This window comes from Pseudomonas sp. F01002, assembly GCF_004402115.1.
GTDB lineage: Bacteria > Pseudomonadota > Gammaproteobacteria > Pseudomonadales > Pseudomonadaceae > Aquipseudomonas > Aquipseudomonas frigoris.
In genome coordinates this window covers 1-22265 of sequence record NZ_SOPU01000036.1, presented here as the reverse complement: position 1 = coordinate 22265, position 22265 = coordinate 1, and the positions used below count along the sequence as shown (strand labels likewise).

The 22265-nt window shown below is 53.9% G+C and carries 24 protein-coding genes and 3 pseudogenes; 15 read left to right on the top strand and 12 right to left on the bottom strand.

All coding sequences use genetic code 11. The annotated features are described in order from the left end of the window. From tnpB to E3W21_RS27830, 3 genes are all read left to right on the top strand, one after another. On the top strand, window positions 1-381 hold a 381-nt coding region (tnpB, locus tag E3W21_RS27840; RefSeq protein WP_256661680.1), incomplete at its 5' end, for an IS66 family insertion sequence element accessory protein TnpB. Between the two features lie 18 nt (window positions 382-399). Next, window positions 400-1902, top strand: a complete 1503-nt coding sequence (locus tag E3W21_RS27835; protein WP_134422784.1) for an IS66 family transposase — start codon at window positions 400-402, stop codon at window positions 1900-1902. After that, window positions 1899-2213: a hypothetical protein gene (locus E3W21_RS27830; protein ID WP_134422782.1), complete on the top strand. Its 315-nt coding sequence runs from the start codon at window positions 1899-1901 to the stop codon at window positions 2211-2213. Before E3W21_RS27835 ends, E3W21_RS27830 begins: the two co-directional genes overlap by 4 nt. 114 nt (window positions 2214-2327) lie before the next feature. Here E3W21_RS27830 and E3W21_RS27825 read toward each other — a convergent pair. Both E3W21_RS27825 and E3W21_RS32035 read right to left on the bottom strand, forming a co-directional pair. Then, window positions 2328-3295: pseudogene (locus E3W21_RS27825) on the bottom strand (IS3 family transposase); the annotation flags it as partial. A 57-nt stretch (window positions 3296-3352) separates the two neighbouring features. After that, entirely contained in the window at window positions 3353-3670 is a 318-nt protein-coding gene (locus E3W21_RS32035; RefSeq protein WP_134422780.1) for a hypothetical protein, read from the bottom strand. Between the two features lie 450 nt (window positions 3671-4120). Here E3W21_RS32035 and E3W21_RS27810 point away from each other — a divergent pair, with 450 nt between their 5' ends. After that, window positions 4121-4486 carry a histone-like nucleoid-structuring protein, MvaT/MvaU family gene (locus tag E3W21_RS27810; protein WP_129444065.1) on the top strand — a complete coding sequence of 122 codons (366 nt, stop codon included), beginning with the start codon at window positions 4121-4123 and terminating at the stop codon, window positions 4484-4486. A gap of 829 nt (window positions 4487-5315) precedes the next feature. On the opposite strand, the gene E3W21_RS27800 is transcribed toward E3W21_RS27810, so the two are convergent. Continuing rightward, window positions 5316-6293 carry a ribonuclease Z gene (locus tag E3W21_RS27800; protein ID WP_134422778.1) on the bottom strand — a complete coding sequence of 326 codons (978 nt, stop codon included), beginning with the start codon at window positions 6291-6293 and terminating at the stop codon, window positions 5316-5318. A gap of 229 nt (window positions 6294-6522) precedes the next feature. Here E3W21_RS27800 and E3W21_RS27795 point away from each other — a divergent pair, with 229 nt between their 5' ends. From E3W21_RS27795 to E3W21_RS27785, 3 genes are all read left to right on the top strand, one after another. Further along, window positions 6523-6825, top strand: coding sequence for a hypothetical protein (locus E3W21_RS27795; RefSeq protein ID WP_134422776.1), 303 nt, complete (start codon window positions 6523-6525; stop codon window positions 6823-6825). Window positions 6826-6960: 135 nt separating this feature from the next. Next, window positions 6961-7125, top strand: coding sequence for a general stress protein (locus E3W21_RS27790; protein ID WP_129444056.1), 165 nt, complete (start codon window positions 6961-6963; stop codon window positions 7123-7125). A gap of 247 nt (window positions 7126-7372) precedes the next feature. Next, the gene (locus tag E3W21_RS27785; protein WP_134422774.1) at window positions 7373-7963 is read left to right on the top strand and encodes a cyclodeaminase/cyclohydrolase family protein; all 591 of its coding nucleotides are present in this window, start codon (window positions 7373-7375) and stop codon (window positions 7961-7963) included. Window positions 7964-8194: 231 nt separating this feature from the next. Here E3W21_RS27785 and E3W21_RS27780 read toward each other — a convergent pair whose 3' ends face one another. Beyond that, window positions 8195-8431, bottom strand: coding sequence for a hypothetical protein (locus E3W21_RS27780; protein ID WP_134422772.1), 237 nt, complete (start codon window positions 8429-8431; stop codon window positions 8195-8197). 85 nt (window positions 8432-8516) lie between these two features. Beyond that, window positions 8517-8756 (bottom strand): LysR substrate-binding domain-containing protein, encoded by a 240-nt coding sequence (locus tag E3W21_RS27775; protein WP_256661681.1) that lies wholly within the window; start codon window positions 8754-8756, stop codon window positions 8517-8519. A 315-nt stretch (window positions 8757-9071) separates the two neighbouring features. Between E3W21_RS27775 and E3W21_RS27765 the strand changes: the two are divergent. Further along, window positions 9072-10303 (top strand): annotated as a pseudogene (locus E3W21_RS27765) (thiamine pyrophosphate-dependent enzyme); the annotation flags it as partial. Window positions 10304-10538: 235 nt separating this feature from the next. Here the strand turns inward: E3W21_RS27765 and E3W21_RS27760 are convergent. After that, window positions 10539-11879, bottom strand: coding sequence for an SDR family oxidoreductase (locus E3W21_RS27760; RefSeq protein ID WP_134422766.1), 1341 nt, complete (start codon window positions 11877-11879; stop codon window positions 10539-10541). Between the two features lie 253 nt (window positions 11880-12132). Between E3W21_RS27760 and E3W21_RS27755 the strand changes: the two genes are divergently transcribed. The 3 genes from E3W21_RS27755 to E3W21_RS27745 are packed head-to-tail and all read left to right on the top strand — an operon-like array spanning window position 12133 to window position 14035. Beyond that, window positions 12133-12783 carry a hypothetical protein gene (locus tag E3W21_RS27755; protein WP_134422764.1) on the top strand — a complete coding sequence of 217 codons (651 nt, stop codon included), beginning with the start codon at window positions 12133-12135 and terminating at the stop codon, window positions 12781-12783. After that, complete coding sequence (locus E3W21_RS27750) at window positions 12783-13214, top strand: phage holin family protein (protein WP_129444044.1); 432 nt, start codon at window positions 12783-12785, stop codon at window positions 13212-13214. Before E3W21_RS27755 ends, E3W21_RS27750 begins: the two co-directional genes overlap by 1 nt. Continuing rightward, window positions 13211-14035 carry a DUF3618 domain-containing protein gene (locus tag E3W21_RS27745; RefSeq protein ID WP_134422762.1) on the top strand — a complete coding sequence of 275 codons (825 nt, stop codon included), beginning with the start codon at window positions 13211-13213 and terminating at the stop codon, window positions 14033-14035. The genes E3W21_RS27750 and E3W21_RS27745 overlap by 4 nt, the downstream gene beginning before the upstream one ends. Before the next feature lie 76 nt (window positions 14036-14111). Here E3W21_RS27745 and E3W21_RS27740 read toward each other — a convergent pair whose 3' ends face one another. From E3W21_RS27740 to E3W21_RS27725, 4 genes and pseudogenes are all read right to left on the bottom strand, one after another. Then, on the bottom strand, window positions 14112-14351 hold the full coding sequence (locus E3W21_RS27740) for a hypothetical protein (protein WP_129444040.1): 240 nt from the start codon (window positions 14349-14351) through the stop codon (window positions 14112-14114). 540 nt (window positions 14352-14891) lie between these two features. Next, window positions 14892-15464, bottom strand: coding sequence for a carboxymuconolactone decarboxylase family protein (locus E3W21_RS27735; protein ID WP_129444037.1), 573 nt, complete (start codon window positions 15462-15464; stop codon window positions 14892-14894). Between the two features lie 58 nt (window positions 15465-15522). Then, window positions 15523-15642 (bottom strand): annotated as a pseudogene (locus E3W21_RS32030) (YkvA family protein); the annotation flags it as partial. A gap of 187 nt (window positions 15643-15829) precedes the next feature. Further along, a complete protein-coding gene (locus E3W21_RS27725) occupies window positions 15830-16609 on the bottom strand; it encodes an MBL fold metallo-hydrolase (RefSeq protein WP_129445175.1) in 780 nt (259 codons plus the stop codon). Between the two features lie 55 nt (window positions 16610-16664). Between E3W21_RS27725 and E3W21_RS27720 the strand changes: the two genes are divergently transcribed. The 3 genes from E3W21_RS27720 to cydB all read left to right on the top strand — a co-directional run bounded on the left by E3W21_RS27720 (window position 16665) and on the right by cydB (window position 19998). Continuing rightward, entirely contained in the window at window positions 16665-17669 is a 1005-nt protein-coding gene (locus tag E3W21_RS27720; RefSeq protein WP_256661676.1) for a GlxA family transcriptional regulator, read from the top strand. A gap of 97 nt (window positions 17670-17766) precedes the next feature. Beyond that, window positions 17767-18984: a cytochrome ubiquinol oxidase subunit I gene (locus E3W21_RS27715; RefSeq protein ID WP_256661674.1), complete on the top strand. Its 1218-nt coding sequence runs from the start codon at window positions 17767-17769 to the stop codon at window positions 18982-18984. A gap of 12 nt (window positions 18985-18996) precedes the next feature. Then, on the top strand, window positions 18997-19998 hold the full coding sequence (cydB, locus tag E3W21_RS27710) for a cytochrome d ubiquinol oxidase subunit II (protein ID WP_134422758.1): 1002 nt from the start codon (window positions 18997-18999) through the stop codon (window positions 19996-19998). Between the two features lie 199 nt (window positions 19999-20197). Here the strand turns inward: cydB and E3W21_RS27705 are convergent, their stop codons facing one another. Next, on the bottom strand, window positions 20198-20458 hold the full coding sequence (locus E3W21_RS27705; protein ID WP_129444033.1) for a hypothetical protein: 261 nt from the start codon (window positions 20456-20458) through the stop codon (window positions 20198-20200). Between the two features lie 247 nt (window positions 20459-20705). Then, on the bottom strand, window positions 20706-21263 hold the full coding sequence (locus tag E3W21_RS27700; RefSeq protein WP_129444031.1) for an ATP-dependent Clp protease proteolytic subunit: 558 nt from the start codon (window positions 21261-21263) through the stop codon (window positions 20706-20708). A gap of 264 nt (window positions 21264-21527) precedes the next feature. Here E3W21_RS27700 and E3W21_RS27695 point away from each other — a divergent pair, with 264 nt between their 5' ends. After that, entirely contained in the window at window positions 21528-21959 is a 432-nt protein-coding gene (locus tag E3W21_RS27695) for a general stress protein (RefSeq protein ID WP_134422756.1), read from the top strand. The last annotated feature ends 306 nt before the right edge of the window (window positions 21960-22265 follow it).

Sequence of the window (22265 nt, the reverse complement as noted above, 5' to 3'; positions counted from 1 at the left end):
TCTTTCTGGAGCCAGTCCGTCATGATGCGTCCCGACGCCAAAGTCGAAAAAGTGTACCTATACCCCAAGCCCGTGGACTTCCGAAAATCCATCGACGGCCTCGCGGCCCTGGTCGAGCTGGATATCAAGGTAGCGGTATTCGACCCGGTACTTTTTGTTTTTCTGAATCGCCCCCGTAATCGGGTGAAAATCCTCTATTGGGAGCGCAACGGCTTCTGCCTTTGGCTCAAGCGCCTGGAGTCTGAGCGTTTCAAAACCTCGCCCGATGCCACCGACGAAGCCATCGTGCTGACGGTTCAGGAACTGAACTGGCTGCTCGACGGTTTTGATCTCTGGCGCAACCGTCCGCATCAGGTTTTGACGCCGCGATTCGTTGTTTGATTGGGTATAATCCGGGCCATGATTTCCATGCCCGACAACCTTCCCGATGACCTGGCTGCGCTCAAGCAATTACTTGCTCAGATGCAGTCGAAGGTCGTTCTTCTTGAAGAAGAGAATGCGCTACTTCGTCAGCGCCTGTTCGGGCGCAAGTCAGAGCAAACCGCTGATCCGGCGACGCCACAACTGCTGCTGTTTAATGAAGCCGAAAGTATCGACACGCCAGCGCCCGTTGAAGCTGACGGAGAAGTTGTCGCCCCGACCAAGCGCCGTGGCAAACGCAAGCCACTGTCGGCTGACTTGCCATGCATCGAGGTCATCCACGAACTCTCCGAGCACGAACTGACCTGCGCTTGCGGTTGCCGCAAACACGCCATCGGTGAAGAAACCAGCGAACAGCTGGAGATCGTGCCGATGCAGATCCGGGTGATCAAACATATCTGCAAGGTCTACGGCTGCCGAGGCTGCGAAACAGCACCGGTCACCGCCGACAAACCCGCGCAATTGATCGAAAAAAGCATGGCCAGCCCCAGCGTATTGGCGATGCTGCTGACCACCAAGTACGTCGATGGCCTGCCGCTGCACCGTTTCGAAAAAGTCCTCGCTCGTCACGGTGTCGATATTCCGCGTCAAACCTTGGCGCGCTGGGTGATCCAGTGCTGCGAACACTTCCAGCCACTGCTGAATCTGATGCGTGATCGGTTACTGGAGAGTCCGATTGTTCACTGCGATGAAACGCGAGTGCAGGTGCTGAAAGAGCCAGACCGAGACCCGGCCAGCCAATCCTGGATGTGGGTACAAGCCAGTGGCCCACCGGAGCGCCCAGTCATCCTGTTTGACTACACCACCAGCCGAGCGCAGGAGGTGCCGTTGCGGCTGCTCGCCGACTATCGCGGCTATCTGATGACCGATGATTACGCCGGCTATAACGCTTTGGGCGCGCAGCCGGGTATCGAGCGTTTGGCCTGCATGGCCCATGTACGGCGCAAGTTTGTCGATGCGCAAAAAGTGCAGCCCAAGGGCAAAGCCGGTCGAGCCGATGTTGCGCTGACGATGATCAACAAGTTGTACGGCATCGAGCGTGGGTTGAAAGAGATGACCGATGAACAGCGTTTTGCCGGTCGCCAGGAACAGAGCTTGCCGGTGCTCAGCCAGTTAAAAAACTGGCTGGAGAAAACTCATCCCCAGGTCACATCACAAAGTGCCTTGGGCAAGGCCGTGGGTTATTTGGCCAGTAACTGGAGCCGGCTGGAGCGTTATATAGAGGCTGGCTTTTTACCGATCGACAACAATGCCGCCGAAAGAGCAATCAAACCGTTTGTGATCGGTCGCAAAGCATGGCTATTCAGCGATACGCCCAAGGGCGCCGCAGCCAGTGCGCAGATTTACAGTCTGGTCGAGACCGCCAAGGCAAACGGCCAGGAGCCCTATACGTGGCTGCGCCATGTACTGGAGCGATTACCGCAGGCTGAGTCGGTTGAAGACGTTGAAGCGCTACTACCCTGGAATTGGAGGGCATCATGAGTATCAATATTGATCATCTGAGTGTCGATGAGTTAGTGACATTGAATCATCACATTATCGAACGGCTGAAGATGCTGGAGTCGTTGGAAGCTCATAAATCGATGATGCAGTTCCATCCAGGAGCACGGGTAAGCTTCGACTCACCCAGTGGTGAGCGCCTGTCCGGTACCGTCATGAAGTTCAACCGCAAGACCGTCACAGTGGTAACCGACACCAGTCAACGCTGGAATATTTCGCCGCACTTGCTTTCACCGATCAAAAAAGTACAAGCGGGCACGGTGGTGGATATCAAGCCACAAAAAATGAAGTAGCTGCGCCGCGAATGGCCTCCGCACCAGCATGATTTGATTCCTCCCCCACCTCAGACGCCGCCTGTTTGGATAGGTGGGGTTTATGGATCAGTTACGTTCATTTGAGCATCCATTCTCGCCCTGAACTCCGGGCACACGATACGTGATGTCCCACGACCATACCTGATTGGGCGCTTTGGCCGCATGCGTCGTCGGTACTGCGTGCCGCCTTGGACGTTGGCTACGGCCTCGATGTTGCTGTTGACCCGCCGCACGCAAGACGCGATAAAACGTCGCTTCCGACGCCAGATAACGTTCTTGATCGGCCAGGAGCGGCATGATCTGGCTCGGCGGTAGATTGGCATACTCAGGGCTGTTGCACAGCATCACAATCGCCTGTCACACGACCGCACTCCGCGCATTGCGCGGCGTGCGGTCGTGTGACAGGCGTTCGGGCACCGGCCTGGATAACGTCTGTTACAGTCCATCGCTGCAAGGTTCTGAGTGACAGACCGACCTCCTGGCAGGCCCTGATTTTCCCGGTCCCTGCTGCGATGGCTTCGGTCAACCACACCACGAGTAACTGCTGCTCCGGCAAAAACTTCAGTTGTCCTTGTTGTCGGTCCCCCAGTAGTCGTTGAGCTTTTTTGCAGCACCAACAACGCAGCTGTTTCAGCGAGCGCCTCGTCTTTTCGGCGCAGTTCGCGCTCAAGTTCCTGGATGCATTTCTTTTCTTTGCGAGTCTGTTCCCGGTCTTCTTTTTGCTGGGCTTTTACCGACTTCTGGCCGGCGATAAAGGCTTGTCGCCAGGCAGTGATTTGCTCGGTGTAAAGGCCTTTGCGGCGGCAATACTCGCCCAGGTCGATCTCGGACAAACCGGCCGTTTCAAGGACGACAGCAAACTTGGTTTCGGCTGACCAGTTCTCGGCCAACGGCTTGTTTTCGAACACTGCACTTCCTTCAGAACTGAGCTGTTTGCGCCAGTTGGACAAAGACATTTCGCTGACCCCTTCGCGCCGCGAAACCTCGGCCATCGACAGGCTCAGTGGGGGAAGCAGTATTTTGAATACTGCGGCTCTGCGTTCTGGTGAATAGTACGGCACGACCAGTCTCTTTCCGCCCCCGATATGCTTTTTCAGGAAAAACCGGAGAGGCGACAACTATCCTGACACCGGGGGATACCAGTCGGCATAGGGTGTATTGGCGACCTGACATGTATTGAAGTCAGGGCTACCGTCGTCCCACCAAACCGGCCCGCGCTCCCCGAGCGCCACCTTAGTTGTTTGGACGCTCGCCCTGGCCAACTTTAGCTGCCCAGGATCGCCGGAGGCTTTCGCTGCCTTTACTACCTCACGTCGCGCTTCCATGAGTTCGTCGACAAGACGCTGTCGCACATCTTCATTTAACGATGGGTTGGTGCAACGCCACAGCTGTCCTTTGACCACAAAGTAGCGACCGTCAGGAGTCGTCGGATACATGTCTGAAACTCCTCTGAGTACCGTGGTTTAGCTCGGACTGAACCGCTAGCGGCGTCACCAGAATGGGTTTCAGCTGGGGTAGGCTATACAAGGCCGACAAACGACAGGATGACTAGGACGATCACCACTGCCCCAACGATGTAGATGATATTGTTCATGAAAACTACCTCTTTATCTGAACGGGATTTCGACACCAAGGTGTCTAATACAAACGACACCACCGCTGACAATTCCGTTCCGCAAATCAGAGTCAGATGCGGCGCCATCACACCAATGTTCTGTTGCGATATTACGAACCTTCGCTCGTCGCCAAATGTCTATTAATGGACGTTTGCTCAAGTGCGAATCCTGCAACGGAGACGACTTAATGAGTAAAGTAAACGCACTTCGCTTCATGCAAATTGGAGTTTTTGGTGTAACGTTAGAATAACAATCACGGAGAGATTTCCCATGTCCAAGCTCGCAGAGTTCCGTCAGCTCGAAAAACACCTAGCTGAACAGCTTCAAGCACTCGAAGCCCTCAAAGGTGACGCGGGCTTGAAGGCTGAAATCGAATTCGAAACAAAGCTCCGTGCCTTATTGGCGAAGTACGGCTTCAGCTTAAAAGACATCGTCAACCTACTTGATCCAAAGGCAGGTCGTCGCGCACCCACTGCTGAGTCGAAGAGCAGCACTCGCAAGCCTCGCCAGGTGAAGGTTTACAAGAATCCTGAGTCCGGCGAAGTCGTAGAAACCAAAGGCGGCAATCACAAAACACTGAAGGAATGGAAAACTCAGTATGGCTCCGACACCGTAGAGTCTTGGCTGGCCAAGTAAGTTGATTTGAGTACAAAAGGGCCCTTCGAGGGCCTTTTTGTTGGCGGACTTTCATTGCTTCAAATCAGCGACTTGACGCGTTATCTGTTGCATGAGGTAGCAGAGTTCGTGTCAAACGTCTTCAGCATGTTGAGTTCTCAGAGAGCCTTTCTGCCTCTAGGAGGACGAGGCCACGTAATGAGGTAATAAGCTCTCGGAGACCTGGAGGCATTCGTCTGCGCCCCCGGGTAATAGATTTGGAAAGCAGGTTCGATAATCGTGTAGATCATTGAGAGCTAACCGGTGCGGCACGACGCATCCCTATCTCAGTCGGCCATTTATGCTCGGTGTTCAATGTCGAGCAAACAGTCTCTGCCTCAGCTCTAACCTCAAACACACCGTGTTTGCTCGCTGAGCCTCCCTCAACCAGATCTACAACCCTATATCGCTTGTTGCCATCCTCTAGTCTGGTGGTTTCAATCACTCTGAATCTGGGCCCCATGGTGCGCTTCCTGCTAACGAATGGTGTCCTACAAGTACCGCCAAGGCACGACGATTTCAATACCAGCGCAAGGTTCAGCTGAGACAATTTATGACAGCAGATTGCGGCTCTATCTCTCAGGGCCGAGACTGGAACGTAATTCGGTTGGACTCATCAGTGAATGCGAGCACGAGCACGAGCACGCGGTTATCGTTCGATGAATTTCACCCGCTTTTTGCTTCCATACTGCTTCAGCAAAAGCGCTCAGGGCTCGGCTGGGGTCGGGGTACCGGCGGAAGGCTTGAGCTCCACTTCATTGCACGGCCCCTCATTTTGATTTGCAAGCGCGGCGCTGATTACAAATAGTAATCAGCATCGCGACAAGCGGCCGATGGCAGGCTTCAGGCGACCGTCCCGACCCAGGTGGTAGCGTTGCAGGTCATCCGCCAGGATCAACTCGCCGGTGAAGTTTGCCGCTGCTTCCTCGCGGACATCATCAATGGACGGGCTAAGTTTGGGGTTGGATTGATAGCGCGCGCTGAAGTGGGTAAGCACTAGATTTGGGATGCGTGCCGACTCAGCAAAACGCGCCACAGCAGCGGCACTACTGTGTCCATAAGTCGTCCGCGTGCGATCGATTAAAGGCTGAGTGAAGGTCGCCTCGTGCACGAGCACGTTTGTGCCAGGCGCCACCTCCGTCAATAGTTCGGGGGAATCGTTATCGCCGCAAATGATGATGCGCTGGTCTGGTCGGGCAGGCCGTAAATAACGATTGGAACGAAATATCTGTCCAGCATGCTCAACATCATGTCCATGCGCCAGCTCTCCCCAAAGAGGGCCTCGGGGGACACCATCTGTCTCGAGGCGTTGCACATCCAATCGTGGGTCAGGGGTGGCCTCGGAAAATATATAGCCATGACATGGGACTCGGTGGGAGAGGACAACGGTGTTGACTTGAACATTGCCATTTCGCCAGCCCTCAAAGGTTTCGCTCGCATGCAGATGCAACTCGAAGGGTAGGTAGGACTCACTTACAGTCACGCTTAGACGCAACCAGGCATGTAGGGCAACCGGCAACACTATATGTAGTGGTTCGAGACGTCCCGACATGGCGGCGCTGGCCAGCAAGCCGGGTAGGCCGAAGCAATGATCGCCGTGAACGTGCGTGATGAAGCATCCTCGAAGCTCGTGTAATGACAATGGAGTACGCAACAGTTGATGCTGAGTGGCTTCACCACAATCGATCAGATACCAACCTCTGCCTGCGGACTCGAGCAAAGCGGTGCCGCTCACATTTCGATTTCGGGTCGGAACGCCTGCTGAAGTACCGAGAAATACGAGATCCATGGCCGACCCTTTCTTAAAGTGATCTGATAATCAGGCAGCGAGTGAAGCGCCGAAAAAATCCTTTTTCCCACTCTTATGTCTTCGACAGGCTGAAATGGGCATTTGGCTCTGTGTTCTTCAGTTCCGGTGGGTACTGAAGCGGATACCCACACCGTTTGTCCCTTGCGCTGCACTTGGATGCACTGGGTTACTCCAAAGAAGACCCACTACTCCGCATTGGAGCCCCCCTATGAAACCGCATTCAACCAGCACTCAAAATTTGCCAGAAAATGACTCGAGCCATCCGAATGATGATGGCTGCATTTTGGGCACTGCCGGTCGCGACGAAGATCCAAATGCGACTACCGACTGGGATCACGAAAGCGACTCTGCGGGCAATGTTCTGACTCCGGAAGATGCGCGCGGCTTGCCCGGCTACCCGAGTGACTCAGAAAACGATCAGGCACCCTCGATACCGCCTGCGCGGCAATCGAACGGTGAAACGGAAACGGTTATTGAAACACCGAAACAGAACAATGACCGCGTTGATTGAGCCGCAGTAGTCGCATTTGAAGAGGCTTTTTTCATTATGGCGGCGGCTAATTCCCGTTGGTCGTGTCAACTGGGCGAAGGCTTATGGTGCCGCCTCAAATGAAGGTAACTATTTTTTGCTTTAAGGAGATCAGCCATGACCAAACGACAAGAACCGCATCACGGCTTTTCCGATGACCCTCAAAAAGTCAAAGAGGCGGGGCGCAAAAGCGAGCCTAATGCCAATGTCGCAACTGACAAGGCTGAGAAAGCTCGAATCGGCGGGCAACATAGCCATGGCGGGACGCGCGGAGAACGGTGATAACAGCTGACCTGCTGTCATGCCTATGTCAGCAGGTCGGTATCCTCATAAAGCAGGGCGAGACAACGAACCAGAGAAGAACTACCGAGATCAGTTGAATGAGCAGGACTTCGGTGAGGGGACGGACGAAGAGCACGTCAGTAGGGAAGAGGAACCGGCGGGTGACAGAGACAGGGTTACGCCGGGCCCAGTAGATGAAGAGCGACTACCCAATTAGTCATACCCTGCCTTAAAGGATGTGCTGCGGATGAGCATTTGGTCATCAAGCCTCGAGTCTTTTCGAGACAAAATTGCGGCCGATACTTCGGTACCAAGCTGCGGTGCCACGTCATGCGTCTGTGCCAGCTTCGGGCTTGCGCTTCTCCTCATGGCGCTACGAAAATCTGCTGCCTGTAACCTGGAGGACGAGCGGAAAAAGACCATCTATGAGGTGGAGCAACTGATGGACGTCATGAAGGCCCACGCCGACAACGATATTCGAACGTTCAGTGCTTTTATCAAAGAGCCTGCGGTTGACTCTCAAGGTCACAGTCAACAGCGAACACTGGAAATTACCTTAGGTGCACTCGCTGCTGCGAGATGCTGCCTTCAAGGCATCGAACTTGCGGAGACAGGCTTACCCTGTGTGAAGCCATTCTTGCACTGTGATGTGGTCGCCGCCGTCTTAACCATGTACGCAAGCCTCTCGGCAATACTGCTGAATGTCGATTCGGACGTTGAACAGCTCAAACCGTCCGCTAGGAGAACTGATCTTGTTCATAGCCGCTCCGACCTTCAGCGAAAAGCCGATGAAGCGCTAGCTCGCGTCTGGCGTGAGGACAAACCGCTCTTGGCGTGAGCACGTAGCCAAAACGCCTGTTCAAATCGATACAGAGCCTCCACGGCTAGCGAGATCGTTGAGAGCAGGGTGAAGGTCACGAACTGTTAGGGGAGGCTTAGAAGCCATGCCCCTGAAAAAATAGTTTGCGAGCCCCCTTGAAATCAAAAAAAAGCGACGGAGTTATTATATTTGATTCCAAACAAAAAGCAGGGATCTTCATCACACCGCTTTTTCCAATAGCCAACGGCTTTAGGGCAATCGACTCGATTGCTTCGCCGTTGCTTTTGCCTCTGCCGTTGCCTCAGGAAATTTAAAAGGAAGTAAATGGCAGGGAAGGGCGGAAGGCGGCTTTGCCCGCAGGGCAAGGATGGATCGTTTTTTTGCGACGTAGTCGCGGCTGGCTTTTGATTTTAGAGCAACCAGAAGTCCGTCAAAAAAGCTGGATGGATTACTTGAGGTCACGATCTTCCCGGTCGAAACCGGCATCAGCAAATACTAAAAACCTACGACATGCATCTTGTCAGCATCCTACTCAACCGCTTGATAGCTCAGGGGAGGGGCGAATCATTTTTCACGTTTCACTCGTTACGAGGTGATTTCCGAACCGCTCTACAAAGAAGTCTACAAACGCTCTCACCTTCGGAGACATTTGCTTACTGCTAGGCCAAAGAATCTGGAAAACAGTGGTGCGGGTCATGTACGAATCCAACACAGATCTGAGGCTCCCATCAGCCAGGGCATCCTTGACCGCAAAATCCGGCACGCAAGCGAAACCGCGTCCGTCATGCACCAGATGAAGCAATGCTATCAAGCTACTGCTGATTGAGCTGCACTCTGGCGCCGAACGTGTCTCCAAAGAGTCTCATGACCTTGCATTGGAGGCATCTATGAAAACCCCATCTACTACCCAGGACAAACCCATCAAGGATCTGGGCAACCCCAATGACGACGGCTGCGTGCTAGGCCAGGCTGGCCGTAATGAAGATCCGAATGCCACCACGGATAGGGATAACAAAAGGAATTCGCCAGGCCATCGTCAAGGGCCGAATGAGGCCCGGGGGTTACCTGTTACCCGCACGAAGCCCCCGAAGAAGAGCTTGGCATTGAAACGCCCGAACAGGACAACGACGTAGCTGGTGCATTCGTGCAACAAGCCTCGACGCCATCGCAAGTCCGGCACTTGATCGACCGGGCGGTGCGTACCGCAATTAGCGAGCGTCGGGTGACCGCGCTGATCTTGCCCAATGACTTGCAGGAAGCCGAATACAAGGCGCCCGCCAGGGAACACGGCACCGTTCATTCAGGCGTCGGTGATAGCAAACCGAGGGTTGTTCCGTATGAGGCGGATCGTCAGCGAGCAGCGGATGTGCTGAATGCCGGCGAAAAAGTCGCCATCCTCGTTGGCGTTGGCGTTGGCGTTGGCGCTGGCGCGTTGGCTGCGACCGATCAAGTCATTGCAGTTGCCGAGAAGCTCGGCGCTGGTGTCGCCAAGGCCTTGCTCGGTAAAGCGGTACTGCCCGACGATTTACCGTGGGTCACCGGCAGCATCGGCCTGCTCGGCACCGAGCCCAGCTACAAGTTGATGACTGAGTGCGACACTTTGCTGATGATCGGATCAGGCTTCCCTTATTCCGAATTTCTGCCTAAAGAAGGCCAGGCGCGCGGTGTCCAGATTGATCTTCAACCTGACATGTTGAGCCTGCGCTATCCGATGGAGGTGAACCTTGTGGGCGATGCGGCCGAGACCTTGGCGGCGCTGCTGCCATTGCTGGAACACAAGACCCCACGCAAGTGGCGTAAAAAGGTCGAAGGCTGGCGCGCCACCTGGGAGAAAACGTTGGAAAAACGCGCCTTGGCCAAGGCTGATCCGATCAACCCGCAACGGGTGGTTTACGAACTCTCACCACGCCTTCCTGGACACGCCATCATCACCAGCGACTCAGGGTCGTGCGCTAACTGGTTCGCGCGTGACTTGAAGATTAGGCGCGGCATGATGTGTTCGCTTTCCGGCGGCCTGGCATCCATGGGCGCCGCCGTGCCGTATGCGATTGCAGCGAAATTCGCTCACCCGAAACGCACAGTGATTGCCCTGGTCGGCGATGGCGCAATGCAGATGAGCAACATGGCCGAGTTGATTACCGTCGCCAAATATTGGCGGCAGTGGCAAAGTCCGAAGTGGATCTGATCGAATTCAAGACTGACCCGAATGTCCCACCACTGCCGCCGCATATCAAACTTGAGCAGGCGAAGAAATTTGCCTCGACCTTGCTGCAAGGCGATCCGGATGAAGCTGGCGTCATTGTGCAAACCGCCAAGCAGATTTTTGGGGCTGTAATGACTGGAGGTTCCAAAAAGTAAGTAACGCTCCAGCTGTCAGGGATGCCTGCCAGCTGTTTTTGCGTTCGGAGACATCGGGCGAAGCACTAAATGTCGCGAGACTTGATGAGTCGATTGTTTACCTTGGAATTTCGGAAATCCTCGCAAAATGCCGATGACTCATAGGCTTGTGAGCCAATCATCTCGCGATTGGATCCAGGTGTGAACGTGCGGCCTGCTGTTTCTCAAATAATGCCAGCAGGTTCCATGATTCTAATCATGCTCTTTCGTAGAGAGCACGTTCGCGCCGTCCATGACGATAAAGCGCAAACAGAGCTCCGCCAATTAATAGCGTTGCGCCGACTGCCAATAGCATGGAAGGTCTCCGCTTGGCTGCGCGCCAGCCACCTTCAATGCGACGTTGACCGCTTGGCGGCGCGAAAAGGTTGCCTGATGTCGATGCCGACTCTGGGCTGTGTTCCAGGCCCATACGAGTCAGCCATCCATATAGAAGGGGAAAGCCGGGCACCAAAAAATGCGCTAGTCGCGCCATCGTGGCTGCTCCTCCCACGGTGGTACTCGGCCTTGGACGTAACGCGCAGGCAACCATACCTTGGGCGACGAGATGCGGATCATAAATGGGTGGAGGTGGCTTAAGGGCATGACCGGTGAAATTACCCCCGTTACGAAATCCCGGTGTGTCCATGACGGCTGGATAGATATCGCAGACATGTATATCAGGATACTCATTCAGCTCACCACGTAACGCTTCGCTCAAACCCCGCAGACCGTATTTGCTGGCCGAGTAAGCTGCTGCGTAGGGTTGTGCGACCCAGCTCCCGAGTGAAAGGGTATTGATCAAAATACCCCGTTTTTGCGCCTTGAAATAGGGCCAAGCCACATAGGCTCCTCGCAGGTAACCGAGCAGATCCGTTTGCAGCACCTGCTCATGAGCCTCAAGAGGTGTTTCCTCGAAGTTGCCCACCGCACCGACACCTGCATTGTTGATCCAGATGTCGATGCGACCGTCCCCAAAAGCGGCAGCCTGATCGGCCAACGCTCGCATCTGTTCGCTGCTTGTCACATCAGTGCGAACTGCCAGGGCCGTCGCACCGCGTGAAACACATTCTTCGACGACTTCAGCAAGCGCCGTTTCATCACGAGCACCAAGCACCAGACGGGCGCCCTCGCTGGCGAACGCATGTGCCGCCGCACGACCTATGCCGCTTGATGCCCCGGTGATGACCACCAGTTTGTCGCAGAGTGGCCCAGACGCCTTGCGACGGTAAAGATCAGGGGTGGCGTTGATTCCTTGTGTGGGGGGATCCACTTGGGCGGTATAGCGCACCTGGTTCAACTTCAGACGTGCACCATCGGCCAAGGTTAATGTCAGGTCTTCGATGGTGCCAGCGACCCGATTTGGAAACACTGGTTCACCTAAAGGGTCAAGTTCGTCATACAAAAATTGCTGACCTTCCAGCCACCCGACGGCGGTCATTAACTCGGGCTCCAGGTAATACTTTCCATCGAGAAAGAAGCCTGAAAAATTACGAGTGCGTTCGAGGCTTTCGACGGCGTAACGCTCGCCTGGCTTCATACCGGTTAGTGAGTGAATCATGGTGACATCCTCAGGTTCGGCTGGTGTTGCGATAGAGGACGGATTGTAAACAATGTTCCATCGAAATGACCCAAAGGCGTACAGATTGATGGGGCAGTCTTTCTATCCTTCGGCATCTAGGGAGAAGTTGCATCGCTCATCATTTCATTGGAACTCCCTATAACGCTGCTCCGTCATCTGAAATGAGGGGGGGCTGCGGGCACTTCGTGGCGAACCCTGATAACGCTTTTTCATCCAGAAGGCGAGGGACGACATGAATACTTCAGACAGCACCACCGGAAGTCAGCCAGATAAACCCAACTCCGGAGGGACAGAGCAGAACTTCGAACACTTGAAAGAAAACGTTACTGAGGCGCTTGGCGACGCCAGGCAGCAAGCAGACGCGCAGTTTGGACAATACCGCGACACGGCAGCAGACCAGATAGAGGCGCTGGCCCAAGGAGCGAAGTCCTTCGTTTCCGAGATCGAAAGCAAGGACACGCTCGGCATGTCCGATTACCTTGCAGACATGGCTGAATCCATGAGTGGCCTGGCGGGCAATCTGCGTGGAAAAAGTGCCGAACAGCTGCTTCATGACGCCGCCGACCTCGCGCGTAACAACCCTGCACTCTTCATCGCCGGCAGTGTTGCGCTGGGTTTTGGTCTATCGCGCTTCCTGAAAGCAGGGAGCTCGCCTGCGGCGACATTCACTGATACCAGCGATCCAGCAGCAGGTAATTCAATGCCTCCGTCAGGTGGTTTTGGCGCTCAACGACCCTATGAAACCTCCGTTCCATCTCGCACCGATCAAAGCCCCGGCCTGGCCACTGGCATCATCCCGCCTTCACCGAATGAGCATGATCATCCTTTGGACTTCGCAACGAACTCGACACCCGGTTCAACAAACGTCAAAGGAGCACTGTGATGAACAGAGATGATCCAGATTTTCCGGGCTCAAGACCAGTGCCTGTGCCTGATCCCGACGCTTCGGTCGTCGGGTTGATACGGCAGCTATCCCGTGAAGTGCCTGCGCTGTTCACCAAGGAACTCGCTTTGGCCAAAGCAGAGCTTCAGGCGAGCCTTACGACGCTCAAAGCAGGCATTGCCGGTGTCGCGGGTGGTGTGATTGTGCTGATGGCAGGGTTCATCATCTTATTGATGTCCGCCGTCTATGGCCTGAGCACTGTCCTAGCCCCGTGGTTGGCAGCCCTGATTGTCGGTGTCGTGGTGATGATCGTAGGGTTCGCCATGCTGCAGTCCGGGAAAAAACAATTCGAGCCGTCCCACTTCAAGCCTGATCGCACGCTAGATGCCTTGAGCAAAGACCAGGAAGCGCTGCGGAGGAAAGTCTCATGAACAGTGAATTCGAAACTGAGTCGCAGAAAAGCCCAGAGGCTATCGAGCGTGAAATCGATGCGCAGCGGGCGAGTATCGGCAACATCGTTGATGCCCTAGAAAGCAAATTCACGCCGGGTCAGGTGTTCGATCAGGCGTTGTCTTTGATGCAGAGCAACGGCACGACATTCCTGACCAACCTGGGCACCAGCGTTCGAAATAATCCCCTTCCTGCGGTACTGACGTCGGTTGGATTGTTGTGGTTGATGATGAGCCAGAACCGTCCGCCAACCCCTCCCCCTGGTTATCGCGCCGGCCCGGATCAGAACACAGTCGGAGAATGGGCCGATGGGCTGGCCGACGGCATCGACAGCGCGCGTGACCATTTGCACCAGACCGCCGACACGTTCAAGGAAGGGTACCAGACCGTCAAAGGTAAAGCTGCGAGCCTGGGGGACAACCTGGAGGCTGCCACCGAAAACATCAGCCATGCCGTTCATGACGCCAGCGACCGTTTGGTGCGCAGTACACAAGTGATGAGCAATCAATTCAGCCAGTTGCTGAAGCAGCAGCCTCTGATGGTAGCCGCTGCAGGTATCGCGTTAGGGGCGATGTTGGGGGCGGTATTGCCTTCGACGGAGACTGAGCAACGCTATATGGGCAAGACCAGCGCAGGCCTGGCCGACAAGGTAAAACAACAGGCGAGGGAGGGATTTGATGCGGTGCGCGATACGGTGACAAAAACGACTGATCACTCAGACGTAGACGTGAAACCGGAAGGGGAGCTCCGGGCAGCATCCGAGACGCCGGCCGATCAATCTCGAGGATTGGGTACTTCATAAAAGGTTGACTGAACGACGGGAGGTCTGACACTGACCTCCCGCTTCTCATTTGGTCAAACATACTTCAAGCCTGCTGCTAGTTGCCATCCGCAACCTTACGTTCTATCTCCGCTGTTTTTCGATTGAGTTCCTCAACCTCTTGTTCCTTGGTTCGGGTAGAAGATGGCGTAATGGTTTCATCGACTCCTTTGGTGTCGCTGTCCGCGTCCTGTAAATCTCTTTCGACCACATTCACGGGTTTTCCCGATGTATCGGTGGGTGGGGCATCGGACGTTGGTTCTGATTCGAAGTCGTTATCACGGTCATCATTATTCATGTCGCTTTACCTCCATAGACCTACACATTGGATACAACGGTGCGAGTTCGAGCTTTTTTAGGCGTTCACATTGACTGTCGGCGGTCGTTCATTCGCTTTGACCTCGATTACCAATTGAATGAAGAGAACAACAACTATCGTTGCTGAGTCGGTGGCAGTGTCGCCAAATTAAAATACTGATGCCGCCGAAAAAGTGGCAACAAAGTGAGGCGAGAGACTGCCGAGCTGAAGGTTTACAATTGGTGCAAGCTGTCCGACGTCGAAACATATTTGCAGGTATCTTCAACCTTGACCGCGTTAGCATCGCCAGAAAGCGCCAAGCGGTGCAGACGATCTGCGATCCTGCATGAAGCCAAGGTATACATGGACGTCGTTGGAATTTCGTTTGTTACAGCCTAGCCTCATCACCGTATGAGGAAGGTACCTGAGAAGGCCACTTAGCACGGTCTGAGCTGCCAGGGAGACCGCGTGCAGTGCTTACGACCATCTCTCTTGGGATGATCGCCAAGAAGCAGAGCGAGCTCAAATTTCCGGAAGCGGTTATTCCTGCTGCCAAGCCCTGCCCTCGAAGATCTTGTCTAGAGGGGTATGAAAGAGGTGATTGGAATAATTACTCAACGTCTTTATCGCAATCGCCAGAACGACCTCCAAGATTTGCCGTTCGCCATAGCCGACCCCCTGGAATGCTTCAACGTCTGACTTAGAGGGCAACCCCCGGGTATGGAACATCACACGCGTGAACGCGGCCAATGCCGAGAGTTTTTTATCTTCTATCTCCGTGTTGTCACGAATCGCATTGGTGGCTTGCGGGGTGAGCCCTGACTTCATATCGGCAATAGCGCTATGAGCCGAGACACAGTATTCGCATCCGTTTTCGCGACTGATAACCAAAAAAATCAACTCCTGCTCCGCCGATGTGAAACCTGACTCGTTACGGAAGGCTGAATAGCCTTCCAGGTATGTCTCCAGCAGGCCAGGCGAGTTCGCCATGTGGGAGTACATGTTTGGGAGAACGCCTGCTTGTGCTTTACCTTTGGTCAAAACGTCCTTTGCTCGGCCTTCGGAGGCCTCCAGTTCAATAGCTGGCAGCGTCATTTGGTATTCAGAAAGCATGTAAATGTTCCTCATAATATAGACTGATTGGTCTTTTAATTGGTAGCCAGAGTATTTAAATGACAACCTCATCCAGATACCCGAGGACAGGAATGAAATCGGGGACAAGGTCGATTGGACTCAACGAGTAGGCCACGACTAACACGGAAATGCACTTCGGCAGCCAAGGCGTTAGTGGAACCTGATAACAAAATCAGAGAACAATGGTTTGGCGCTTGAGATTCTTGGCCCGGCTCCGCAGGTGTTCGAGGATGCCGTCCATTTTGACACCGTCCCTATCAGTGCCAATTTTCGTAGCATCCGCAAGAAGTTTCTAATTCGTGCCGGCATACAAGCTGGTGGACACACCTCACGATGGCTATTAGTCAAAACATGAACTCCATAATTTCGCCATCTGCTGGGATCCGCAAGCGCTGGTCAATACCGGCTAGTTTTCCTGCTTTAGCGAGCGCAGGTCTAGTTACCGGGCAATGGCTGACCGCCTCCATGTGATTGGCCACCACCGTTCCGCGTTTCAACCGGGTGAATTCAACGACCTCGTCAATCCCCATGATAATATCGTCACCAAAATCAAATTGTGCGCCGCCAGCAGGTACTACGCTGACTTGTGGCTGATGATGTAGCACGAAATCCCTTATGGTCGGCGTGAGAATTGTATCGCCAGCCAGATATAGGCTGGGTTCCCCTGGCATTTCGATAAAGTAACCGACACCGTGCTCCATCAATTTGCCTATCAGGCCTTTCCCATGGGTGCATTTGATTGTACGAATCGTTCCGCCCAAAAAGAGATTAGGCTGCTCATGATTTTCAGGAAGCGGCTGGATGTTTAGGCCTTGCTTTGCAAGATGAGGCGCGTCGTGCGGTGAACAGATCACTGGAATTTGTCTATCGCGAAGCCATTTTTTAGCTGCTCGATCCAAGTGGTCGAAGTGCCCCTTTTGGCAGTGGGTGATTAGACAGTGGGTTACCGCATTGAGAACAGCCGGGGTTGAATCCGGCAATTCGACGATTGGGTTACGCTGCCTGGCGCCGAATAATCGTAACGGCGGAAGCGCATCTTTTCGCGCCATCATTGGGTCGACAAGGATACGATAGAGGCCAATTTCGACAATGATTGTGGCATTTCGAATTTGTTGAATTTTCATCATAAAACCCTCCTGGAAAGAGATCTCATGGTGCCAATCCGATACTGAGGCCATAATGGCGAAATTAGCCATAATCGATTCATTTTCAGCCATGCCCAGAACCTTACGAATTGGACTGCTCCTTTTCTCCAACTGCATGCCTGCGGGGTTGTTTGCATTCGCTGACCTTCTGTACGCAGCGAATCGGCGTACAGGTCATGATCTGTTTGAGACTGTCTATGTTGCGGTGCAGATCGGGTCAGTTGAATGTGCGCATGGCGTAACGTTGCAGGCGACAGAGTCCCTCGACAGCGACGAGCTGGACGCCATCCTAGTTCCAGGTTTCTGGGCAGAGTCGTCGCAGGAGGTTGAAACGGTGTTGGTAGCTCACTCGCCCTTGGTGGCAGCGCTATCGAATCGTGCCAAAAGATGCACGCTTTTGAGTTATTGCACGGGGGTTTGTCTACTTGCAGCGAGCGGTCAGTTAAATGATCAGGCGGCGACGATTACATGGTGGCTCGTGGAGACAATGGCTCAACGCTATAAAAAGGTGCGCTGGCAAAGCGAGCAGACCTGCATCATTAATCAGAGAACGGCCACAGCTTCAGGCGTAAACGGATATCTACCCATTGCCCAGGCGCTAATCGAAAAGAATGTCAGCTCTGAAATTTTTCGAGACCTCATCAAGTTGATGGTGCTACCACGCCCGGCAGTCGTTCACACCGCCTTTCAGACAATAAGCCTAATGGAACAGTCCGACAGGTTATTGCGTAAGCTAATTGTCCTCGTTGAGCAATTGCCGGCTGAACAACTTACAGTGGACAAATTGGGGGATAACCTCGGAATGTCCGCGCGCACTCTAGCGCGCAAGGTCAAAAAAGAAACCGGCCTAGCGGTTGCAGCCTATGCCCGTCTTATAAAATTAAACCAGGTCAGCGAACGCCTCACGTTGACGTCATCAACCGTCAGCACAATCAGCCTAGAGCTTGGTTTCAGCAGTGATTCCAATTTGCGGAGAATGTTCAAAGAGTTGACTGGCTTAACGCCAGCGGAATACCGACAGAAGTTTGGTCGTTATTGATTTAAGTAGGGTCTTTATTAAGTGTCTAGTCAAAGTTTCGCTTCTGCATTCTGTTTCGAAATCTGTCGCTCCCTTAACGTAAAAAGTCTACCTGGATGTGTATCGTTACTGGTTGAAGGTATTAGCCCTCAATGTGGCGGTGGGCACTGCTTCGGGACTGATTCTGGAGTATCAGTTCGGTCTCAACTGGTCGCGGTTGTCGACTCAGGCGGGAGATATCCTCGGCCCCTTGATGTTCTACGAAGTGCTTGCCGCCTTTTTTTTAGAGGCTGGTTTTCTTGGCATCATGCTCTTCGGGTTGAAGAAGGTCGGCCCTCGTATTCATTTCTTCGCCACTTGCGCGGTGGCGCTCGGATCACTGATCAGTGCGTTCTGGATTCTGTCAGCCAACTCCTGGATGCATACACCCGCTGGTTACTCCATTGCCACAGATGGGCGTTTCATAGCCGACGACTGGTGGGCAATCATCTTCAATCCATCGTTCCCTTATCGACTCGTGCATATGACGTTGGCGGCACTGCTCGGCAGCGGCACGCTGGTAGCCGGTATCAGCGCCTGGCAGCTGTTACGTGCACCTGAGAATCCGCGAGCTCGGCTTACATACTCAATGGCGCTTTGGGCGATTGTGGTGCTTATACCAGTACAAATTCTCGCGGGAGATCTTCATGGTGAGCACAGCTTTAAGGTTCAGCCGCAGAAGGTGGCCGCCATCGAAGGCTCCTGGACTCCCCCAGCTGAAGGAGCGGGCGAACCTTTACGCTTGTTTGCCATTCCTGACATGACCGCGCGGCGCAACCATTGGGAAGTGGCTATTCCGCGCATTGCGTCGCTGTACTTGCGGCACGACCTGAGTGGCACTATCGCCGCGCTGGACGAATTCCCTCCTGAGGACATCCCGCCGGTGCCTGCGGTGTTCTTTGCATTTCGCGTCATGGTCGGTCTAGGCCTATTGATGCTGGGACAGGGCCTGACCGGTTTGGTATTGCGACGGCGGCAACGATTGTACGCAGCGCGTTGGATGCTCCGAGGGTGTGTGCTGATGACCCCGGCTGGATTTGTGGCGATGCTGAGTGGCTGGGTAGTGACCGAGGTGGGTCGCCAACCCTTTACCGTCTATGGCCTGCTGCGCACCACTGACGGTCTTTCGTCGGTGTCTCGACAGCAGGTGATTAAGTCAACATGGTTCATCCTGTCGTTTTACCTGTTGATATTCGGCGTTGGCCTATGGGTGCTTCTGCGAATACTGCGTGAACCACCGCACGAAGACGAGGCCGGGCCACAGCCAACCCTGGCTGACGAGACAGGTGATTCCTAAGGGCATGAATCCATGTTGGACAATGACTGGATAACACTACTTTCTGCGGCGGCCTTGGCGTTCTCAGTGATGAGCTATGTGCTACTGGATGGCACTGATCTTGGTGTAGGCGTACTGCTTGGTCTTACCCGCTGTAGCAAGCAGCGACGTGCCATGGCAGTGACTATTTTGCCGATTTGGGATGCCAATGAAACGTGGCTCGTACTAGGTGGCGGCGGCCTCCTGGCACTATTTCCGCTGGCCTACGCCATCCTGCTGCCGGCGCTTTATTTGCCCTTTATTCTGATGTTTTTGGCGTTGATTCTTCGAGCGGTAGCGCTGGAATTTCGTGATTACTGGCCCAGTGACGGAATCAAGCGCATGGTCGATGGCTTGCTGCTGGTCGGTTCACTGCTCGCCGGCGGATCTCAGGGCGTGGTGTTGGGCACGCTGGTACAAGGCGTATCTAATGACGGCGGGCAATACAATGGTAACGGTTGGGAATGGCTGGCTATGTTCCCGCTGTACTGTGGCGCGGTGCTCGTCGTGGGCTACACATGGCTGGGCGCCTGCTGGCTTTATTGGCGTACTCAGGACGATCTCCAAAGGAGATCAAGCCGTCAGGCGAGGACGCTGGCAATCGTAACTGTGGTGCTATTGGTCGTGTTGGTGGCCTGGACAGCGACACTCGATACTCGCTATGCGCATCGGCTTTCAGATCCTCTTGACTGTCTGCCGGCCTCAACGCTGCTCATTGCACTGCTAATTGGCTTCATCTTGGAATTTCGAAGCCGCCGAGAATATCTACCGCTGTTCGCTGCGTTGGGAATCTTCGTCTTGGCCTTCGCATTGATGATCGCAACGCTTTATCCGCTGATTGTCCCGCCGCATTTGACGTTGCAAGCCGCCGCCTCCAGTCCGACCAGTCAAATTTTCATGTTGGTCGGTTTCGCCGTGCTGATCCCAGTGACCCTCATCTACAACACCTACGGCTTTAGCATCTTTAGCGGGAAGGTTCGTGCTGCTCGCGATTGACTGCAACGCTGACCTGCTTCTGACCGGGTAAGGGCGAAAAGCAATGGCATCAATTGAGGGAATCGGGGCGCGCTGATTGGTGACCGTTACAACGATCTCGCACGGTTCAACAGCCGCGCCCATCAGCGTGCCCGCCTACTCTGAGAATGATGCTGGCACAGCATCGATGTTGAGGATGGCTTCAACGTCTAGCGAAAACTCATACATCGATTTGGAACTCCAGATCACCGTTGTCTAACTTGTGCGTCTGAGCCACCGTGCCTGTCAGATGTTCTTTGGGGGAAAGGATTATTGTCAAGGAATGTGCCTTGTGTAGGTCATCTGGTACTGGAGAAAGCACCTGCACCTGAAAAGCGCCGGGGGTGATAGGCGTAATGACAAGGTCGCAATCAACGCTTTTCGCTATAGGGCCGAAAAGAGTGTCGTGGAAGTAATTCAAGCGTGCGGCAGTGGTGGCCATGGCAATCTCTTTGAACATACAAGGGTTGAGGGCTAAGGGCTGAAGCTTTTGCCCCATCTATGCGCTAGACGGAGGGTGTGACGCTTGAGTTCAACGCCAAGGCCCAACGGTGTATTTCGAGGCCCATTGCTTGGCGTGCTTTTTTCTAGGCTATTTCCCCAAAGCGCCAATTCCATGATGGCAGCAACGATAGCTCTCTCGTGATTAGTCTTTGATATACAGCTATATATCGCGGAGCGGGCTAGGCTCATCCACCGCTGACTTTCCAATGTTTGACATTATCAGCGAACATCATTTGCTTCATCTCATGCGCAATCCCGTATGCAAGAGACTCATGAGCGGCGATGACTTTTTCTTCCGCTGAAAGGCAATGAAAAATATCGAGCTTGGTCTCTGCATCAGCCGTTTCGAGTGTGAAAATTTGCACGTAACGTGCAAGGTCGTTGTCGAGGCTCGACAGGTATTCACGCAGGCGCTGATGGTCGACTGATTTTTGGCTGAAGTACCAATTCATCGGGTGAATCAGGAAGCGTGAGTGGGGCGAGGTGATACGGCGGCCTGCCGCCAAAAACATGATGATGCCCATTGATTCGATGTTGCCCGCGTTGATCGCGCATAGCGGCACCGGCAATGACTTCAGGAACGTGTAGAGGGTGAAGCCAAAGTTCGTGCTACCCCCGCTTGTAGAAAGATTGAGGAGCAAGGAGGTGGCGCCTTGATCGATGGCTTCGAGGCAACAATCCCGGAAGCGCTCAGTCGTTCCCTGATCGATCTGGCAATGAAAATGCACGATGTGTTCAGTCATCGATTGACCGCCTGAGTGTGATGCATGGAGGGCTTCTACGAGTTATTAAGTCTAGTAAACATCGATCGTTTTAATCTGAAATTCGACGAAGGATGCCCCCTCTATGACGCATACGCCGTCCATCGAACGCGCTCATTTTCGATGGAACCAAATACCCCTATCCACTCGTCGCGAGCCCAATATTTCCGTTCAAACTTTCTGTTTTGTGCGTCCTCCCAATTAGACGAGCCCATGCTCGTGCTAACGATGTAGAGGTGAACAAAAATGGCCAATACAGGAAACAAAAATCCAGGCAATTTTTCTAATGACCAGGACAAGGCTTCTGAAGCCGGTAAGAAAGGTGGAGAAGCCTCTGGCGGAAATTTTGCCAAAGATCCACAACGCGCGTCTGAAGAATGCCAAAAAGGTGGTCAAGCTTCCGGCGGACAACAATCTCGCGATAGCGATCGCATGTCCGGAGGCGGGCAGGGTACGAATCGCGGAGGCGAATTTGCCGACGATAAAGAAAACATGTCCAAACCAGGCCAAAAAGGCGGCCAAGCTTCAGGCGGACAACAATCCAACAAGGCTGATCAATCGTCCAGCGGTGGGCAAGGAAGCGGACGCGGCAGCAATGTCGCCGATGACCGCGATAAGTCCTCTGAAACGGGACGCAAGGATGATGGGATGAGCGGAGGCGGAGGACGCAAACCCTGATGTCGTCTGACCCTATCAAGCCCCGAATCTTTCGGGGCTTGATTTCGATATTCCCGGCCAATACTGAGATCCGAGCCTTGGCTCAAAACTCAGCGACGAATATGTTTGGGGGGAACAATATCGTAGAGGCGAGTGCCGATCGCCAGAATTTTAAGAATTGCTCTAGCGCTTTCGAAGGGATTGGCTGTTGCCGCTGACCGAAAACTGACCCAGTAGAGGCTGTTCTGCCGACTGAAAACTGACCCAGGTGTTCAACTGCTTCTGCTCACTTTTCGAGCAGGAGAACACAGGGTGATAAGCATGGAA

What these genes read in the sequence shown, in the direction of transcription:
- E3W21_RS27835 (WP_134422784.1), top strand. Translation starts at nt 400, where the DNA reads ATGATTTCCATGCCCGACAACCTTCCCGATGACCTGGCTGCGCTCAAG.
- E3W21_RS27830 (WP_134422782.1), top strand. Translation starts at nt 1,899, where the DNA reads ATGAGTATCAATATTGATCATCTGAGTGTCGATGAGTTAGTGACATTG.
- E3W21_RS32035 (WP_134422780.1), bottom strand. Translation starts at nt 3,670, where the DNA reads ATGTATCCGACGACTCCTGACGGTCGCTACTTTGTGGTCAAAGGACAG.
- E3W21_RS27810 (WP_129444065.1), top strand. Translation starts at nt 4,121, where the DNA reads ATGTCCAAGCTCGCAGAGTTCCGTCAGCTCGAAAAACACCTAGCTGAA.
- E3W21_RS27800 (WP_134422778.1), bottom strand. Translation starts at nt 6,293, where the DNA reads ATGGATCTCGTATTTCTCGGTACTTCAGCAGGCGTTCCGACCCGAAAT.
- E3W21_RS27795 (WP_134422776.1), top strand. Translation starts at nt 6,523, where the DNA reads ATGAAACCGCATTCAACCAGCACTCAAAATTTGCCAGAAAATGACTCG.
- E3W21_RS27790 (WP_129444056.1), top strand. Translation starts at nt 6,961, where the DNA reads ATGACCAAACGACAAGAACCGCATCACGGCTTTTCCGATGACCCTCAA.
- E3W21_RS27785 (WP_134422774.1), top strand. Translation starts at nt 7,373, where the DNA reads ATGAGCATTTGGTCATCAAGCCTCGAGTCTTTTCGAGACAAAATTGCG.
- E3W21_RS27780 (WP_134422772.1), bottom strand. Translation starts at nt 8,431, where the DNA reads ATGCCGGTTTCGACCGGGAAGATCGTGACCTCAAGTAATCCATCCAGC.
- E3W21_RS27760 (WP_134422766.1), bottom strand. Translation starts at nt 11,879, where the DNA reads ATGATTCACTCACTAACCGGTATGAAGCCAGGCGAGCGTTACGCCGTC.
- E3W21_RS27755 (WP_134422764.1), top strand. Translation starts at nt 12,133, where the DNA reads ATGAATACTTCAGACAGCACCACCGGAAGTCAGCCAGATAAACCCAAC.
- E3W21_RS27750 (WP_129444044.1), top strand. Translation starts at nt 12,783, where the DNA reads ATGAACAGAGATGATCCAGATTTTCCGGGCTCAAGACCAGTGCCTGTG.
- E3W21_RS27745 (WP_134422762.1), top strand. Translation starts at nt 13,211, where the DNA reads ATGAACAGTGAATTCGAAACTGAGTCGCAGAAAAGCCCAGAGGCTATC.
- E3W21_RS27740 (WP_129444040.1), bottom strand. Translation starts at nt 14,351, where the DNA reads ATGAATAATGATGACCGTGATAACGACTTCGAATCAGAACCAACGTCC.
- E3W21_RS27735 (WP_129444037.1), bottom strand. Translation starts at nt 15,464, where the DNA reads ATGCTTTCTGAATACCAAATGACGCTGCCAGCTATTGAACTGGAGGCC.
- E3W21_RS27725 (WP_129445175.1), bottom strand. Translation starts at nt 16,609, where the DNA reads ATGAAAATTCAACAAATTCGAAATGCCACAATCATTGTCGAAATTGGC.
- E3W21_RS27720 (WP_256661676.1), top strand. Translation starts at nt 16,665, where the DNA reads ATGGCGAAATTAGCCATAATCGATTCATTTTCAGCCATGCCCAGAACC.
- cydB (WP_134422758.1), top strand. Translation starts at nt 18,997, where the DNA reads ATGTTGGACAATGACTGGATAACACTACTTTCTGCGGCGGCCTTGGCG.
- E3W21_RS27705 (WP_129444033.1), bottom strand. Translation starts at nt 20,458, where the DNA reads ATGGCCACCACTGCCGCACGCTTGAATTACTTCCACGACACTCTTTTC.
- E3W21_RS27700 (WP_129444031.1), bottom strand. Translation starts at nt 21,263, where the DNA reads ATGACTGAACACATCGTGCATTTTCATTGCCAGATCGATCAGGGAACG.
- E3W21_RS27695 (WP_134422756.1), top strand. Translation starts at nt 21,528, where the DNA reads ATGGCCAATACAGGAAACAAAAATCCAGGCAATTTTTCTAATGACCAG.